At 56.1% G+C, this 16,589-nt stretch carries 15 protein-coding genes; 2 read left to right on the top strand and 13 right to left on the bottom strand.

The window, feature by feature from the left end; genetic code table 11:
- The first annotated feature begins 53 nt into the window (after window positions 1–53).
- Complete coding sequence (locus B5E84_RS14965) at window positions 54–1,076, top strand: threonine aldolase family protein (RefSeq protein ID WP_087224173.1); 1,023 nt, start codon at window positions 54–56, stop codon at window positions 1,074–1,076.
- Window positions 1,077–1,256: 180 nt separating this feature from the next.
- On the opposite strand, the gene B5E84_RS14960 is transcribed toward B5E84_RS14965, so the two are convergent.
- From B5E84_RS14960 to B5E84_RS14905, 12 genes are all read right to left on the bottom strand, one after another.
- Window positions 1,257–2,576, bottom strand: a complete 1,320-nt coding sequence (locus B5E84_RS14960; RefSeq protein ID WP_087224171.1) for a S41 family peptidase — start codon at window positions 2,574–2,576, stop codon at window positions 1,257–1,259.
- A gap of 18 nt (window positions 2,577–2,594) precedes the next feature.
- Window positions 2,595–3,803 carry a murein hydrolase activator EnvC family protein gene (locus tag B5E84_RS14955; protein ID WP_087224169.1) on the bottom strand — a complete coding sequence of 403 codons (1,209 nt, stop codon included), beginning with the start codon at window positions 3,801–3,803 and terminating at the stop codon, window positions 2,595–2,597.
- 9 nt (window positions 3,804–3,812) lie between these two features.
- Window positions 3,813–4,733, bottom strand: coding sequence for a cell division protein FtsX (locus B5E84_RS14950; RefSeq protein ID WP_087224167.1), 921 nt, complete (start codon window positions 4,731–4,733; stop codon window positions 3,813–3,815).
- Window positions 4,708–5,406, bottom strand: a complete 699-nt coding sequence (gene ftsE / locus B5E84_RS14945) for a cell division ATP-binding protein FtsE (protein ID WP_087224165.1) — start codon at window positions 5,404–5,406, stop codon at window positions 4,708–4,710. The genes B5E84_RS14950 and ftsE overlap by 26 nt, the downstream gene beginning before the upstream one ends.
- Window positions 5,407–5,418: 12 nt before the next feature.
- The gene (locus B5E84_RS14940; RefSeq protein WP_087224163.1) at window positions 5,419–6,507 is read right to left on the bottom strand and encodes a PucR family transcriptional regulator; all 1,089 of its coding nucleotides are present in this window, start codon (window positions 6,505–6,507) and stop codon (window positions 5,419–5,421) included.
- Between the two features lie 115 nt (window positions 6,508–6,622).
- On the bottom strand, window positions 6,623–7,729 hold the full coding sequence (locus B5E84_RS14935) for an ABC transporter ATP-binding protein (protein ID WP_087224161.1): 1,107 nt from the start codon (window positions 7,727–7,729) through the stop codon (window positions 6,623–6,625).
- 186 nt (window positions 7,730–7,915) lie between these two features.
- Complete coding sequence (locus B5E84_RS14930; RefSeq protein WP_087224159.1) at window positions 7,916–8,761, bottom strand: YitT family protein; 846 nt, start codon at window positions 8,759–8,761, stop codon at window positions 7,916–7,918.
- Between the two features lie 42 nt (window positions 8,762–8,803).
- Window positions 8,804–9,394 carry a class I SAM-dependent methyltransferase gene (locus B5E84_RS14925; RefSeq protein WP_087224157.1) on the bottom strand — a complete coding sequence of 197 codons (591 nt, stop codon included), beginning with the start codon at window positions 9,392–9,394 and terminating at the stop codon, window positions 8,804–8,806.
- A 10-nt stretch (window positions 9,395–9,404) separates the two neighbouring features.
- The gene (locus tag B5E84_RS14920; protein WP_087224156.1) at window positions 9,405–10,238 is read right to left on the bottom strand and encodes a CvfB family protein; all 834 of its coding nucleotides are present in this window, start codon (window positions 10,236–10,238) and stop codon (window positions 9,405–9,407) included.
- 2 nt (window positions 10,239–10,240) lie between these two features.
- Window positions 10,241–10,960, bottom strand: coding sequence for an acyl-[acyl-carrier-protein] thioesterase (locus B5E84_RS14915; protein WP_087224154.1), 720 nt, complete (start codon window positions 10,958–10,960; stop codon window positions 10,241–10,243).
- A gap of 254 nt (window positions 10,961–11,214) precedes the next feature.
- Window positions 11,215–12,480 (bottom strand): SLC13 family permease, encoded by a 1,266-nt coding sequence (locus B5E84_RS14910; RefSeq protein ID WP_087224152.1) that lies wholly within the window; start codon window positions 12,478–12,480, stop codon window positions 11,215–11,217.
- On the bottom strand, window positions 12,477–13,469 hold the full coding sequence (locus B5E84_RS14905; RefSeq protein WP_087224150.1) for a mannonate dehydratase: 993 nt from the start codon (window positions 13,467–13,469) through the stop codon (window positions 12,477–12,479). The genes B5E84_RS14910 and B5E84_RS14905 overlap by 4 nt, the downstream gene beginning before the upstream one ends.
- Window positions 13,470–13,621: 152 nt before the next feature.
- Here B5E84_RS14905 and B5E84_RS14900 point away from each other — a divergent pair, with 152 nt between their 5' ends.
- The gene (locus tag B5E84_RS14900; protein ID WP_087224148.1) at window positions 13,622–14,551 is read left to right on the top strand and encodes a LysR family transcriptional regulator; all 930 of its coding nucleotides are present in this window, start codon (window positions 13,622–13,624) and stop codon (window positions 14,549–14,551) included.
- Here B5E84_RS14900 and B5E84_RS14895 read toward each other — a convergent pair.
- Complete coding sequence (locus B5E84_RS14895) at window positions 14,546–16,309, bottom strand: ABC transporter ATP-binding protein (protein WP_087224146.1); 1,764 nt, start codon at window positions 16,307–16,309, stop codon at window positions 14,546–14,548. The two genes, B5E84_RS14900 and B5E84_RS14895, sit on opposite strands and share 6 nt — an antisense overlap.
- Between the last annotated feature and the right edge of the window lie 280 nt (window positions 16,310–16,589).

The following is a 16,589-nucleotide window of genomic DNA, read 5'->3' as shown; positions in this document are numbered from 1 at the left end:
GTATGATTTGATGGAACGATTGATTCTACACACAAAGGGAGGACAACACCATCATGTACAGCTTTACCAACGATTACAGCGAGGGCGCCCATCCGCACATTTTAAAAGCCCTCATGGACAGCAACCTCATCCAGCACACCGGCTACGGCATGGACGAGGATCACTGCGGACGGGCAAAGGCCCTGATCAAAAAGGAAATCGGCAGGGAGGACGCCAGCATCCACTTCCTGGTGGGCGGCACCCAGGCCAATCTGACCGTCATCGCCTCCGCCTTAAAGCCCTGGGAGGCCGTGATCTGCGCCGCCACCGGCCATATCAACGTCCACGAGACGGGAGCCGTCGAGGCCACCGGCCACAAAGTCCTGGCCATCCCCGCCGCTGACGGAAAAGTGACCCCCGCCATGGTTCTGGAGACCCTGGAGGCCCATCCCGACGAGCACATGGTGAAACCGAAAATGGTCTACATCTCCAACACCACGGAGATCGGCACCCAGTACACCAAGGCGGAGCTGGAGGCACTCTCCCGCGTCTGCCGCCAGAACAATCTCTACCTGTTCTTAGACGGAGCCCGCTTAGGCGCCGCCCTCACCAGCTCCGCAAACGACCTGACCATGGCCGACATCGCCGCCCTCACCGATGTATTCTACATCGGCGGCACGAAAAACGGCGCTTTGTTTGGGGAGGCAGTGGTGATCTTAAACCCGGCCATCGACGAGAATTTCCGTTTCAGCATCAAGCAGAGAGGCGGAATGTTGGCCAAGGGCTGGCTCCTGGGCATCCAGTTTGAAACCCTGTTCACCGACGGCCTGTTCTACGAGATGGCGTCCCACGCCAGCCGCCTGGCGGACACGCTCCGGGAAGGCATCCGGGAGGCGGGATACCCCTTCTACTCCGACTCCGTGAGCAACCAGGTATTCCCCATTTTCCCTGACGAGCTGATCGAAACTCTCTCCAGAGACTTTTCCTTCAACATCCAGGAGAAAATGGACGACAGCCACCACGCCATCCGCCTGGTGACCTCCTGGGCCACGAAGGCGGAGGCAGTGACGGCCTTTTTGGAAGCGCTGAAGGCGTAAACGGCCATATTCCTCCTCACGGAGCGCGCCTCCCGCTGGAGGCTTTTGTGGCATAGGGAACTCAGTTTCCCATGACACAAAAAAACGGGAAAGCTCGCTGATTTCCTCAGCCGGGCTTTCCCGTTTTCTTAAATTTCAGGTAATCTTCGGGCACTTCCGCCGCCATACGGCATCTGCGCCTTACTCCATTTCCTTCAGCGTCTCCACCGCCGTCCGGATCTGGTTGTCATTCTCCGGATCCACATTGATCAGATAGGTCATCTCCCCATCCAGCTCCACCTCCACATCCGGCTCCAACCCTTTGCCGTGCAGGTCAAAGCCGTCCGGCGTAAAGTAGTGGGCCGTGGTGAGCTTGATGGCATCCCCGCCGGTAAACGGGATCACGCTCTGCACAATCCCCTTTCCGAAGGTGGTGGTTCCCACCAGCTCCGCCCGGTCATAGTCCCGCATGGCCCCAGCAAACACCTCCGAGGCGCTGGCGGAATTACCGTTTACCAGGATCACCATGGGAATGTCCAGCTCATGATCGTCCGGGATGGGATACTGGGACAGACGCGTCCCCGCCGTAGAGCTGGCCTGCAGCTCTCCGTCTTTTGAGAAATACTCGTCTCCCGTCCCGTTCTTGTACTCCGTCCGCACGATGGTGCCGTCCGGCAGCAGATAGGCCGCCATCTCCACCGCCGCGTCCAGAAGGCCGCCGGGGTTGTTTCTCAGGTCAATGATCATCTTTTCCATCCCCTGGCTCTCCAGATCCTCCACCGCGGCGATAAACTGTTCCGCCGTCACGCCCTCAAACTGGCTCACCAGCACGTAGCCGATGTGATCCTCCAGCATTTCATGCTCCACCGTAGGCGTCTCGATCTTCTCCCTGGTCATCACCAGATCCAGGTACTCCTCCGTGCTCTCCCGGTAGACGGTCACCGTCACCTCTGTGTCCGCCTCGCCTTTGATGTAGTTGTTCACCACCAGGTCCAGCTCCATGCCTACCACATTTTCCCCGTCCACGGCGGTGATCATGTCTCCCGGCAGCATCCCCGCCTTAGCGCTGGGCGTCCCGTCAAATACCCGCATGATCTCCATCACCATGGTCTGCCGGTTCTGGCTGATGAGGGCGCCGATACCACAGTATTCCCCGTTGATGCTGTTGTCCATGAGATCCTGGAAATCTTCTTCCGTATAATAGGAGGAATAGGGATCCCCGAGGCCGGCCATCATGCCCATGAAAATGCCGTCCTCCACCATCTCCGGATCCTCGTCAAAGAGATAGCGCTCCTTAATGATCCCCTGGATCAGCTCCATCTTCTGGCTGATCCTTTCCACATCCAGGGTCACTTCGCTGGGCGTCGCCTGATGGTCCGCAATCCCGTAGGCCTGATTTCTCATCACGCCCCGGCCTACCACCCAGATCCCGGCCGCCATCCCGATGATGATCAGTCCGGCAAAGGCCGTCACCAGCGCGCCCACCAGCACGCCCTTCCAAAATTTATTCCTGTTGTCCAATGTCATTCTCCTATCTTATTACGGGCTCACATACTTCAGGGGATTGACGTATGCTCCATTCGCCCTTACTCCGAAATGCAGGTGGGGCCCCGTGGAATACCCGGTGGATCCGACCTTCGCGATCACCTGCCCCTGAGCCACCTTCTCTCCGGCGGAGACAAGAAGGGAGGAACAGTGCATATACACGGTGGACACCCCGCCTCCATGGTCAATCATAATATAATTGCCAGCAGAAACGCTGTATGTAGAGATGGTCACCGTCCCCGCTGCCGCCGCCAGAATATCGCTGCCGGAGGACGCCCCGATGTCCACGCCCTTGTGGTTGGTGGACGCTCCCTCCGTGGGAGAGGAACGGTCGCCGAACTGGGAAGTGATCCTGCTGCTGGACGGACAGGGCCATATAAAGCTAATATTCCCTAAATTGACAGGAGTATACTTCTGGCCAGCCGCCTCCGCCTGTTTCCGCGCTTCCTCCTCTTTCCGGCGCATTTCCTCCTCGATGGCCCGGATCTTCGCCTCCTGGGCCTCGATGTCCTTCTCATACTCGGAAATCTGCCCCTGGGCGCCGGCGATCTGGGTCTCGTAGTTGGCTAACTCCGCCGTCTTTTCCGCCATCAGCGTCTCCACCGACGCCTGCTTGGCCTGAGTGGATTCCTGAAGGGTCAAAAGCTCCCCCTTCTCCGCCTCCAGCCTTGCCTCCCGGACGGCGATGTCCTCCTTCGCCTGGGCGTACTCCGTCAGCTTTTCCCGGTCATAGCGGGAAATCTGAGCGATGTACTCCGCCCGGTTCAGCATCTCGGAAATGCTCTGCGCTCCCACCACCAGATCGAGGAAACTGGTCTCTCCCCTCTCATACATATACTGGATCCGCAGTTTCATGGAGTCGTACTGCTCCTGCTCCACGATCTTTGCCGCCTCCAGCTCCTCCTGGGCTGCGACGATCTCCCCCTCTTTATCGGAAATCTGCCCCGCCAGACGCTCCAGCTCCCCATCCAGGGCGGATAAGCTGGCGTCCAGCTGTTTCACATAGGCCGCGGCATCGCTCTTTAAGGTCTCCAGCTCCTTTAAGGTGGCCTCCACCTTCTTTTTCTCCGACTCCAGGGAGGACATCTCCTCTCTGGCGCTGTCTGCCTCCGTCTTGGTGGCGTAGGCCTGAACCCCCTGGCACATCACCGCAAAGGCTGCCGCCAGGACGGCCGCCGCCCCCATCCGTATCCGTCTCTCCATAGCCGCCTCCTACACCTTCAGATGCTTTCTGATTGTGAAAAAGCTCACAAAGAAACCGATGCCGACTCCCAGAACGAGGGCCACCGCCGCCATAGTGGGAAAGAGCTGCTCCATAGGCAGCAGTTTCAGCACGCCGCCCATGCCTCCCGCCGCCCCCACCGAGCGGGCTGCCATATAGGATACGACCCTTCCGTACAGGATATACATAGCTCCCAGGGGAAGGAGCGCTCCCGCCAGGCCTAACACCGTCCCTTCCACCACGAAGGGGGCCCGGATCATGAAATTGGTGGCCCCGATGAGGCGCATGATCTGATTCTCCGTCTTGCGAAACGCCGCCGCCACGTGGATGGTGTTGCTGATGAGGAACACGGACACCGCCAGCAGGATCCCGATGATCACCGCCGACAGAACGCCCACCAGCCGGTTCAGGCCTGTAAAGCCCGCCACCAGGTCATTGGAATAGTTCACCTTCCGCACCCCGTCCAGGCCCTGCAAATAGGACACCATCATATCCTGCTCCGAAATGTCCTTTAAAAAAATCTCATAGGAGGCGGAGGACGCCAGGGGATTGTCCTGGGCGAAGCCTTCCGCCAGTTCCTCCATCCCGGCAAAATATTCCGCCTGGAAACTCTCCCAGGCTTCCTCCGCCGAGATAAACTCCATCTCCTTTACCTCCGGCCGTCCGGCGATCCCATCCCCTAAGGCCAGGATTTCCTCCTCCGTCATCCCCTCGTCAAAAAACACGGTGACGCCGATGGTGGTCTCCGCCAGGTGGGTGATATTCTGGATATTGGAAATAATGGAAAAGAACAGGCAAAATAAAAAAATACACGCAGAAATCGTCGCCACCGATGCCAGGGAAAATAAGCTGTTTCTGCATATATTTTTTATACCTTGCTTAAAGCTATAACAGATTGTGCTGAAGTTCATAGATCTCACCGCCCCTCTTGTCGCTGACCACCATGCCCTTGTCCATGGTAATCACCCGTTTCTGCATACTGTCTACGATCTCCTGGCTGTGAGTCACCACGATCACCGTGGTTCCCTGGGCGTTGATCTCCTCCAAAAGCCGCATAATCTCCTCTGCGTTCTGCCGGTCCAGATTTCCCGTGGGCTCGTCCGCCAGCAAAACCTCCGGATTGTTCACCAGCGCCCTGGCGATGGCCACGCGCTGCTGTTCGCCGCCGGAGAGCTGGTTGGGATAAAACTTGTACTTGGACGAAAGTCCCACCAGTTTCAGCATTTCCGGCACGTTTTCCCGGATCCGCCGGACCGGCACGCCGATGACCCTCTGGGCGAAGGCCACATTTTCATATACCGTCCGGTCCTTCAGCAGTTTGAAATCCTGGAATACCATCCCCAGCCGCCTGCGGTACTTCGGCACGTGGCGGCGGGGCATCCGCTGTAAATTCACTCCATTCACAATAATATGGCCGGAAGTAGGCTCTACCTCCTTCAGAAGCATCTTCAGCAAGGTGGACTTTCCCGACCCGCTCCTGCCGACGATGAATACGAATTCACCGTCGGCAATATGGATGTTCAGCTTCCGTATCGCCTTGTTTCCGGCCTTGTAGGTCTTTATCACATTTGAAATTTCTATCATAAATCCTTATTCCTAGTAGTCCATGCTCTCCATATACTTCATGTATTTTACTACCATCAGCGCGATCTTAAAGGTGATGGCGTCCTCAAACACACGCAGGTCCAGGCCCGTGCTTTTCTGCAGCTTATCCAGGCGGTAAACCAGGGTGTTTCTGTGGATGTAGAGCTGTCTGGAGGTCTCGGACACATTCAGGCTGTTCTCAAAGAACTTATTGATGGTGGTCAGAGTCTCCTCGTCAAACTCGTCCGGGGACTTGCCGTCAAAGATCTCCTTGATGAACATCCGGCACAGAGGCAGGGGCAGCTGATAGATCAGGCGGCCGATTCCCAGATTGCTGTATGCCACCACATTCTTTCCGCTGTAGAAGATCTTGCCCACGTCCAGGGCCATCTTCGCCTCTTTATAAGAGCGGGAAACTTCCTTGATCTCATTGACAATGGTGCCGAAGGCCACGTGTACCTTGGACATCGCCTCCGTATTTAACATATCCAGAATGATATTGGCCGTCTTTTCCAGGTCAGCGTAGGTCTCGCCCGGCTTGACCTCCTTCACCAGGATGATGTTCTTCTCGTCCACCGCCGTGACGAAATCCTTCGTCTTGGTGGCGAACAGGCTGCGCACCGTCTCCAGGGCGCTGCCGTCCTTCTCGTGCTTCGTCTCAATGATGAAAACCACTCTCTTGACATTGGTCTCAATATGAAGCTTCTTCGCCCGGTTGTAAATGTCTACGAGCAGAAGGTTGTCTAAAAGCAGGTTCTTTATAAAATTATCTTTATCGAATCTCTCCTTGTAGGCCACTAACAGGTTCTGAATCTGGAACACCACCATCTTGCCCACCATGTAGACGTCCTCATTGCTGCCCTTGGCCAGCAGGATGTACTCCAACTGATTCTCGTCGAACACTTTGAAAAACTGATAGCCCTGGATCACCTGACTGTCTGCCGGAGAATCTACAAATGCAAGTATGGAATTTTCGTACTCCTCTGCCTCCGAAAAGGTAGATGCCAGCACCTTTCCTTCCGTGTCGCAGATGCAGAAATCTATCCGGGTGATCCCCTTTAACCCCTCAATCGTAGACTGTAAAATCTGATTTGATATCATTTGCTGCACTCTCCTTTTTGTAATTTGCCCTAATTGTATCTTAATTCAAAAAGGAAAAAAAAGCAAGCGAGTATTGCACCCGCTTGCACAATTTTTACAAAAATATAACTCTCCGTCAGATCGCTTTCTGCGTATCTTTGTCAAAAATGTATACCCTGGAGGGATCCACCGCCAATTTCACCTCGTCCCCCGGGCGAATGCCGGCGCTCTGGGGCACCTTTGCCTTCATGGTATAGCTGCCGACGCGGAAACTCATGTAGGCCGCGTCCCCCGCGGTCTCATACACATCGGCGCAGGCGTCGATGAGATTGTCGCTGAAACGCTCCAGGCACTCCGGCTCGCAGTGGATGTCCTCCGGACGCACCCCCACGGTGATTTCCTTTCCCGCGTATCCGGCGGCCAAAAGCCTCCTGCTGTTCTCCTCGGAAAATACGCCGTGGGAACCAGCCACCGTCAGCACGGCCCTGCCGTTCTCCTCTCCCACCATGGCCTCCAGCACATTGATGGCGGGATCACCGAAATACTCCGCCACAAACCGGTTGATGGGTTTCTCGTACACCTCCTCGGGGGTTCCCGTCTGCTCCAGCGCTCCGTCCCGGATCACCACCAGCCGCGTTCCCAGGGCCATGGCCTCTCCGGCGTCCTCCGTCACGTAGATCACCGTCACTCCCAGATGGCGGTACAGTTCCGCCAGCCCCTCCCGCATCTCTCTGCGCAGCTCGCCGTCCACACAGAGCATGGGATCATCCATGAGGAGCACCTTCGGCTTGCGGGCCACTGCCCGTCCCACCGCCACCTTGTAGCGGTCGATTCCCGTCACCTGCTCGGAGGGAAGGTCCAAAAGCTCCGTGATCTCCAAAAGCTTTGCCGTCTCCGTCACCCGTTCGTGAATCTCGTCCTTTCCGCACCCGGAAAGCCTCAGTCCAAACGCCAGGTTCTCGTATACCGTCATCTGCGGATACAGGATGTAGTTTCTGAAAATCATCGCCACCCCCCGGTCCCTGGGCTCCAGGTCATTGACCCGGACTCCGCCGATGTAAATGTCCCCCTGGGAAATGTCCTCCAGGCCGCCGATCATCCGCAACAGGGTGGATTTCCCGCTGCCCGCCGGGCCCGCCAGAACCGCGAATTCTCCGTCCGCAATCTCCATACTGATGTCTTTTACACCCACGCCTCCGTTGGGATACAATTTCGCCACATTCTTCAGCAATAAACCTGCCATCTGTTATCTGTCTCCTCCATTTGCCTATGTATTTCTGCCTAATATGCTGTCTATCATTATACAAAAGATCCCCCGGAAATGTTATGGCGCAAGTAGCCAAATCCTTTTTCGTTTCTTTAGCTAATTTGTACAGAGACGGCGGAAAGTTTTCCCAAACATGGAAAACTCTCCGCCGTCCCGTTCATTTTACTGTCTATATTCCATAAAGCCCTCTCCCAGCACCTCTCTCACGTCGCTGACGATCACAAAAGCCCTGGGATCAATCCGCCGCACCAGCTCCTTCACCTCCACGATCTCCTTTTTGGAGACCACGCAGAACACCATGTCCCTGCGCTCCCCAGTGTAAGCGCCTCTGGCGTCGATCAGGGTGACGCCCCGGTTCATGTCCATGATCTCCTGAGCCACCCGCTCCTTTTTGTCCGTGATAATATAAGCCGCCTTCGCGTAGTGCATTCCTTCAATGATCCCGTCGGAGGTCTTTGCCAGAGCCGCCACGGCGATCACCGCGTAGAAAGCGTAGTGCACCCCGAACACCGTCGCGCCCAGGATCACCACAATCCCGTCTAACACCTGCAAAATCTGGTTGATGGAGTAGTGGCGCAGCCTGGTGTGAATCAGGGCCGCCATGGTGTCCGTCCCTCCGGTGGTGGCATGGCACAGCAGCATCATACCTGTCCCCACGCCGCAGAACACGCCGCCAAACAGGGCTGTCAAAAGGAGATCGTCCTTTAAAAACGCGTACTCCGGCAGCACCGCTAAGGACACCGTCAGCGCCGCCTCCGCCACCAGCACCCGTTTTACAAATTTCCAGCCCTTCAGTTTCAGGGACAGCAAAAACAGGGGGCCGTTTACCGCCAGGTTCGTCACCCACAGCGGCAGCCCTACCTTTTCCTTTAAAATGATGGCGATGCCGGATACGCCTCCCGTCACCAGGCCCTGGGGATCATAAATATTTTTAATAGAAAATCCCACAATAAAGGCGCCCAGGATTATGATGAGATAATCCCGGACAGCCGAACGCTTTTCAACCATGCTTCTTCGCCCTCTTTGTCCGCGGCAGACGTACACTCTCCCTTATTTTCTCCGAGCCAGCACGTGGATCCAGCCGCTGCCCTCATAGCCGCGGCGGAATTCTCCTTCCTTCGTGGTCCAGGTCTTTAAGATCTGGAATCCGCAGTCCTCCAAAAGCTCCTCCAGCTCCCCTTTTTCGTAGTCGCTGAAGTAGAGCTCTCCGCTGAATCCCTCGAACTCTCCCTCGCAGACGGAGGTATAGAGCACGCCTTTTCTGGTCAGGGCGTTTCTCACCCGGTCCAGAATGTCCTCCATCTCGTTTTTCGGCACGTGAATAAATGCCTCCTTGGCCCATACGCCGTCAAAGGCATCATCGAAGTCCATATCCTCGTACTTCTCGCAGAGCACCTCCAGGTCCGTATGTACCTCGGCAAGCCTGCACATTTCCACTGCCCCGTCCAGAGGAGTCACGTCGTACCCCCGCTCATAGAAGTCCAGGCTGTCCCGGCCGGAGCCGCAGCCTAAATCCAGAATGGCGTCCCCCTCGTCCAGGTGGGACAGGAACTCCTCCCGGACTTCCTCTGTGACTTCCTCCTCCACAGTCTCCTCGAAAATTTTCGCAGCGTACTTATTATAATAATCTATCGCGTCCAAAACGCCCCTCCTATACTCTTTCTATGGTATTTTCCGTGATCGTGATCTTGCCTTCTTTTAACAGGCGGCCAACCGCCCGCTTAAACGCGTTCTTGCTCAGGCCGAACTGTTTCTTTATCACCTCCGGGGCCACCCGGTCATTGAAGGGCAGCACTCCGTCCAGCTCGTCCATGGCTTTTAACACCATTTCCGCGTCCGTCTCCATCTGCTGGTAGGCCTTTGCCTTGGGATTTAAGTCCAGCTTGCCGTCGTTTCTCACCTTGGAAACCCTGGCCTCCACCACTTCTCCCACCTGGTACTCCCCGAACATCTCTCCTCTGGGGATCAGCCCGTAATAGCGGTTGTCCACCGCCACAAAGGCGCCCAGCCGCTCATTGATCTCGTAGATGGTGCCGGTGACCCAGTCGTCCTTCCGGTAGGGAGACTGATTGCTCATGTAGGAATACACCTTCATGGTGGCGGCCAGACGGTGGCTCTTGTCCACGTAGAGGGCCACCAGGCATTTCTCCCCGGCCTTTACCTTGTGGTTCTGCTCTTTAAACGGCAGGAGCAGGTCCTTTTCCAGGCCCATGTTTAAAAAGGCCCCGATTTTGGAAACGTCCTTTACCTCCAAGACCGCCGTCTCCCCCACCTGCAGAAGGGGAGTCTCCGTGGTGGCAATCAGCCTATCCTCCGAATCCTTGTAGATGAACACGTCCAGCTCATCCCCGATTTTCGTGCCCTCCGGCACGTGCTTTTTCGGCAGGAGCACAGCTGCCTCCCCGCCGTCCGGCTCCCCCACATAGACGCCGAAGGTCTTTTCCCTCAGCACCTGGAGCCTCTGTATTTTACCCAATTCGATCATAATTACCCTTTCTTTTCCCGGAACCATGCGGCCGCGTAGCGCTCTCCCTCCGGGCTGGACAGCTCGACCGTAACCGCGCCGTCATCCCGTCCGATTCTGGGGACAATCCAGTCGCCCAGCACCGCAGCCTTCCTATATTCTATGCGCAGCTCCCCTGTCCGAAATCCCTCCGGCAGGTATTCTGCGGCGATTTCTGCGTATTTGGCGTTATTGACGTGGTGGTTGGTGTCAATGTGGTGGCGGACCACCTCCACGGCACGTCCCTCCTCGTACTCCTTCAAAGGAGAAATCTTTCCCGACGCGTACTCCATCTTTAACGGCTCCGCGTGGACGGCGCCGTAGCAGGACACATCCTCCTCTGTCACCCGGACAGGCCGGCCAGCCTTTAAGTCAAACAGGAACCAGACGGAATTGGCCCGCACCAGGTAATTTCCCTCCCGGTCCAGAATCATAAAATTCCGGTAGCCGTAGATCCCCTTGAAATCATAGGGGTAAGTGGCTATGGTCACCGGCTCTCCCAGGCCCGGACAGCGGTCAAACACGATCTGCCAGGAGGACAGCCACCAGGCTTTCCCGTGATCCGTCAGATACCGGACGCCCCTTCCGATGTCCTCTGACTGGAAGGTGGAACAGTCCTGAAGGTAATTGACGGCTGCCGTCACCGACAGCGTCCCGTTTTCATCAATTTCACTGTATCGAACACGGCTGTCAAATGTATACATGGATACCGCTTCCTTCGTTTCATAAACTACGCCAGATTATAGTATAAGGCTTTTTCCCCCGGATGTCCAGAGGGTGAATGGGGTCTTAACAGTTTTTAAACCCTTTTGCCTCTCATTTTTCCGGCGTTTTTCCCGGAAAACAGGTAAAATCTCCGTTTCCGCGCGGAAACGGGGCGTCCCCGGCCGGTCTTTCGGCCTGGAAACGCCCCGCGTTGTCAATCTTTTTTAAATTTTTTTCGATCCCGCGGACCGGTTTACGTCAGCGGGAATACCAGGTTGGACATAAAGATCACCAGCACGCCGTAAATGATCCACAGAGGCAGGCACACCTTCACCACTTCCTTGATCTTATACTGACCGGCACCGAAGGCGATGGCGATGGACGGGGATGCCGTAGGCGTCATCATGGCGGCGGTACAGCCGGCGAAGATGGCGGTACAGAAGGCTCTGGGATCCAGCCCCAGGTTCACCGCCGTCACCACTGCCAGGGAGACGAAGATGTTCTGGGTGGCAGTGTTGCTCATAAACTGGGTCAGCACCGCGCCGGCCACGTAGAAGGCGATGAGGATGGTGATGGGCGCCGGGTTTCCGCCTAAGATGGAGAGGATGAAGTCCGCCACCACCGTACCGGCTCCCGTCTTCTGCATGGCGGTCGCCATGGGCAGCACGCCGGCCAGCATGAACAGGGTATCAATGTTCATAAAGTTCTTTACGTCGTTTATGTCCAGGACGCCGCAGTAGAGCAGCACCAGGTCGGCGATCACCGGGATCACCTGCATATCCACCGGCAGGTAGTTGGCAAACAGGATTCCCACGAAGGTCAGGGTAAACACCACATACACCAGCTTTTCCTGGGCCGGTGTCAGCTTGGATTTGCTGGCCGTGGCCTTCACCGCGTCCGTCTGCACCAGGCGGTTTGCCTTAAAGCCTTTCCAGCCAATAAAGGCCATATAAAACAGGGAGAACAGGGCGGGGATGGCCACCACCTTGCTATAATCCAGCATCCCGATCCGCTCCGGGGCGCCGCTGGCCTCCAGATAGGAGTTTAACATCACAAAGAAAGCGCCGGGGAACATTCCCTGCCAGCAGTGGGCCACCACCGCGCCGGGCAGCAGCACGTGGGAGGGCTGCACTCTGCTCTCCTCGCCGAAGGCCGCCATAAACGGGATCATCATAGCCACCAGGGCCGTGGGCATACTGAACTGGATCAGGATGGCGTTTGCCAGCAGGTAGAGGAAAATGATCAGTCCGCTCTTGCTGGAATTTTTCATGATCAGCTCTTTTAAGGTGGGAACCAGACTGGTCTTTCCCAGGGCGCCGCTTAAGATGAAGATGGCGCCTACCATGATCACGTTGCCGTTTGAGAAGTTGGCATAAGCCTCATTAAAAGTGAGCACGCCGGTCACGCACAGAATGGTGGCGGCGGTCATGGCCACCAGGCCCAGCTTAAATTTTCCGCTTAAAAATCCTACAATCAAAAATATGGTTACAGCCAAAGTGATAATTAAAGGCATATTCATCTGACAGTCCCTCCATTCTCCTTCTCTTTCCCGATCTGCCTCTCAACGGAGGCCAGCATTCCCTTCATATAGCCCATAAAATAGGCCTCTGACATCCTGGACATTCCCTTTCCGTCCGGATTGAAGAAGGGGTGGTCAATGTTTAACTGTCCGTCGTAGCCGCAGCGCACCAGCTGCTCTAAAATGGCGTGCATATCGGCGTAGCCGTCCTCTAAGAGGGTCTCCTCAAAATAAGGGATGGTGGCGCTGACGTTGCGGAAGTGGACCACGAAGATCTTTTTCTGCTCCGTAAAGGTGCGGATGTCCTCCATGAGATCCCCGAAGGCCTGGTTCTCCAGCCAGCAGCCCACGCACATTTTCATGCCCAGATAGGGGCTGTTTCCCGCCAGCTCAAAGGCCCGCTTAAAGCACTCCGTGTTCCAGATCAGGCTGTGGACGCCGCACACGCTCTCCACCGGCGGGTCATTGGGGTGAAGGGCCAGGCGCACGTCCGCTTCCTCGCACACCGGCAGGGCCCGGTCCAGGAAATATTTGAAATTGTCCCAGATCTCTTTCTCCCCGTACACCCGGTCGTTGGCGATGGGCCTGGCGTTTAACTCGTCCATGTCACAGATCATGGCATTCTCCCCGCGGGTGTGCTCTCCCACGCCGATGCGGCTGCGGAAAATGCCGTTGGGCTGCCAGGCGATATAGTTTACTTTTATACCTGCTTTTCCCAGCACCTTTGTGAAATCGTTGTATTTGCCGATCCATTCATCCCGGTCCGGCTTTCCCAGATGGATCTGGGGGCATTTCTGAAGGGCCGGGCAGCCGGCGTCGGCGATGCTCAGATCAAATTTCTCTGCCCGCTCTTTAAACCGCATCACGCTGTCGTAATCTACCGCGTCCGGCAGGAAATTCACCGCCAGATACTCAATTCCCATGCCCCTGACAGACTGCATTTCCTCATCGGTCATTCTGCTGGAGCAATTTGCCTGTACTTTTATCATAGCTATCCCCTTTTATTGTGTGATTTGTTCAGTTCTCTTTAAAAATTACCCAGGTATTTTGTACTTTTTATTATAATTTCTATTGTCAAAAAGTAAACTTTACATTATAAATAGAGGTATAGTCAAACGCTATACCTCTGGAGGGAAACGGTATGAATTTGTATCATCTGGAATACATCGCGGAGATCGCGAAGACGGGAAATATCTCGCGGGCGGCGGAACATCTGCACATTTCCCAGCCCACCTTAAGCATTTATTTAAACAAGCTGGAGCGCTCCCTGGGGCTGCGCCTCTTTGAGCGGAGGAAAAACGAGCTGATCCCCACGGAGGCGGGCCTTAAGTACGTGGACGCCTGCCGCCGCATCCTGGGGATCCGGGACGAGCTGTACCGGGATCTGTTTGCGGAGCGGGAGGCGGTGGTACGCCTGGGGATCCTGCGGACCAGCATTTCCATTTTCAACGAGGCTTTTCAGGCCCTCAAACAGGAGTTTCCCGCCACGGTGTTCCTGCCTCAGATCTTCTCCTCCGAACAGATCTATTCCGAGCTGACGGAAGGGCGCATCGACCTGGGGTTCGTCACCTCCTACCATCCGGACTTTCACGCCGTCTTTCCAAAGGCCAGCTACACTGTGGTGAAATCCTACGAGCTCATGCTCATGATTTCCAGGGAAAACCCGGTATTTCCCCTGCTGCGTTTCAAAGACGGCTGCCTGGACGAGGAGAGCTACTGCCTGCTCCAGGGACTTCCCATCTTCCAGGGGAAGAACGCCATGGTGCAGCGGCAGATGAAGGAATTCGTCTTTCCGGCCCTGGGCATTCATCCCAAATACCGGGGCGGGCTCATCGACATCGAGTTCATGTTTCAGGCCATGATGATGGAAAACAGTTTCAGCATTCTGCCGGAGAGCCGCATCCAGGGCGGAAACATCGCCCAGATCCCCTTTTCCTTCCATCCAAAGATCCACCGGCTGTTCATCCATCCCGCCGGAAAGCGTCTGACCCGGCCGGAGCAGGCGCTCATCAACCGGGTCAGAGAGGCGTATGAAGAAATTTCTTACTATTATGATGTCTCTTTGTTATGACATCTCTTTGCTGTAACCGGCGGTCTCCAGCCCCTCAAACTGCATCCGATAGTAGTGGGCATAGATGCCGTCCCGTTCCATCAGCTCCCTGTGATCTCCCCGCTCCGCAATGCCTTCGTTGTTAATGACGATGATCTCGTCGGCGTTTCGGATGGTGGACAGGCGGTGGGCGATGGTGATGGTGGTGCGGTTTTTCGACAGCTTTTCCAAGCTCATTTGAATGTGGCGCTCACTCTCATTGTCCAGGGCGGAGGTGGCCTCGTCCAGAATCAAGATGGGCGGGTTTTTGAGGAACACGCGGGCGATGGAAATCCGCTGTTTCTGGCCTCCGGACAGGCGGGTGCCCCGCTCTCCCACGAAGGTGTCGTAGCCGTCGGGCAGGCTCATGATGAAGTCGTGGATGTTGGCCTGCTTTGCCGCCTCCATGATCTCCTCCATGGACGCCCCCGGCTTTCCGTAGGCGATGTTGTCCTTCACCGTGCCGCAAAACAAATACACGTCCTGCTGCACAATTCCGATCATGCTCCGCAGGCTCTTTAACTGCACCTGGCTCACATCCGTCCCGTCTATGGTGATCCGTCCTCCGGTCACGTCATAAAACCGGGGCAGCAGGGAACAGATGGTGGTCTTTCCGCCGCCGGACGGCCCCACCAGGGCTACGGAGCGGCCTGCGGGAATGTCGAAGGAAACGTGGTTTAACACTTCCTCCTCGTCGTTGTAGCGGAAACTGACATCCTCATACCGCACATGGCCTTTCACGTCCGTAAGCTCCACCGCTCCCGGCGCGTCTACGATCTCCGGGTCCGTCTCCATCACTGCCTCAAACCGCTTGAATCCGGAAAGTCCCTTCTGCATCATCTCCGCCAGCTCCACAAGGATCTGGATGGGATTGATGAAAATGCCGATGTAGAGGGCGTACATGGCCAGATCCTCCGCCGCCATCTGGCCCTTGGCGATGAGCCAGCCGCCGTAGACCACGGTCACCAGGTACATCATTCCCTGGAAGAATAAGTTTCCTCCCATGAAACTGCCCATGCAGCGGTAGTTATTGTCCTTGGACTGGAGGAAATTCTCATTGCTCCTGCGGAATTTTTTCCGCTCCACATCCTCGTTGGCAAAGGACTGCACCACCCGGATGCCCGCTAAGGTGTCCTGAAGGCTGGCGTTTACGTCGCCGATCTTTCTGCGGTTGTCCATGAAGGTGGCCTGCATCCGCGTGTTCTGTCTGGCGGAAAAGAAGATCATCACCACCACCAGCGCCAGAAGGGGCACCGCCAGCCTGGCGTTGATGAGGAACAGGCAGATGAAGGAGCCTATGATCTTAATTAAGGAAATAAACAGGTTCTCCGGCCCGTGGTGGGCAAACTCCGCGATGTCAAAAAGGTCGGACACCAGCTTGCTCATCATCTGTCCGGAATTGTTGTTGTCGTAGTAGGAGAAGGACAGGCGCTCGTAGTGGTCAAAGAGCTGCTGCCGCATATCCCGCTCCATGTGGGCTCCCATCATGTGGCCCTGGTAGCTCACATAAAACTTGCAGAAGGACTGTACCGCGTACATGAGAAACAGTCCCGCCGCCAGAGGCGCCAACGCCCGCAGCACCGTATCCCCGTCCCCGCGAAACAGGGTTTTCGTCAGCGTCCGGAGAATCTGCGGATAGGCCAGATCCACCAGGCTGATCACCGCCGCGCAGAAAAGGTCAATAAAAAAGACCGCCTGATACGGTTTGTAATAGCGTATAAACTTTTTCAGTGTATCCATTTCTTCCTCCCTTGTAATCGTTCTGTCACCTGTCAGTTTACTATAACTTACGGCTGGTGGCAACGGGGAAATTGCGGGGAAGGTGAGAAAACGGGGTTCCGGACTGGGATTTGGCTGGGAATGGGCGGGACGGGGTGGATGGGGGCAGGTTTCTATGACACAAAAGTGTGCGCTTGGCGCACACTCGCGCCGGAGCGCGGCTGCGTCAGCAGCCATATTCCTCTGCGCGGAGTGCGCCTCCCGCCGGAGGCTTTTGTGTCATAGGGAACGCAGTTTCCTA

Origin of the sequence: Lachnoclostridium sp. An14 (assembly GCF_002160755.1) — a bacterium.
Lineage (GTDB): Bacteria > Bacillota > Clostridia > Lachnospirales > Lachnospiraceae > Lachnoclostridium_A.
The sequence above is the reverse complement of the archived record's forward strand: the minus strand, read 5'-3'. Positions and strand labels throughout refer to the sequence as shown.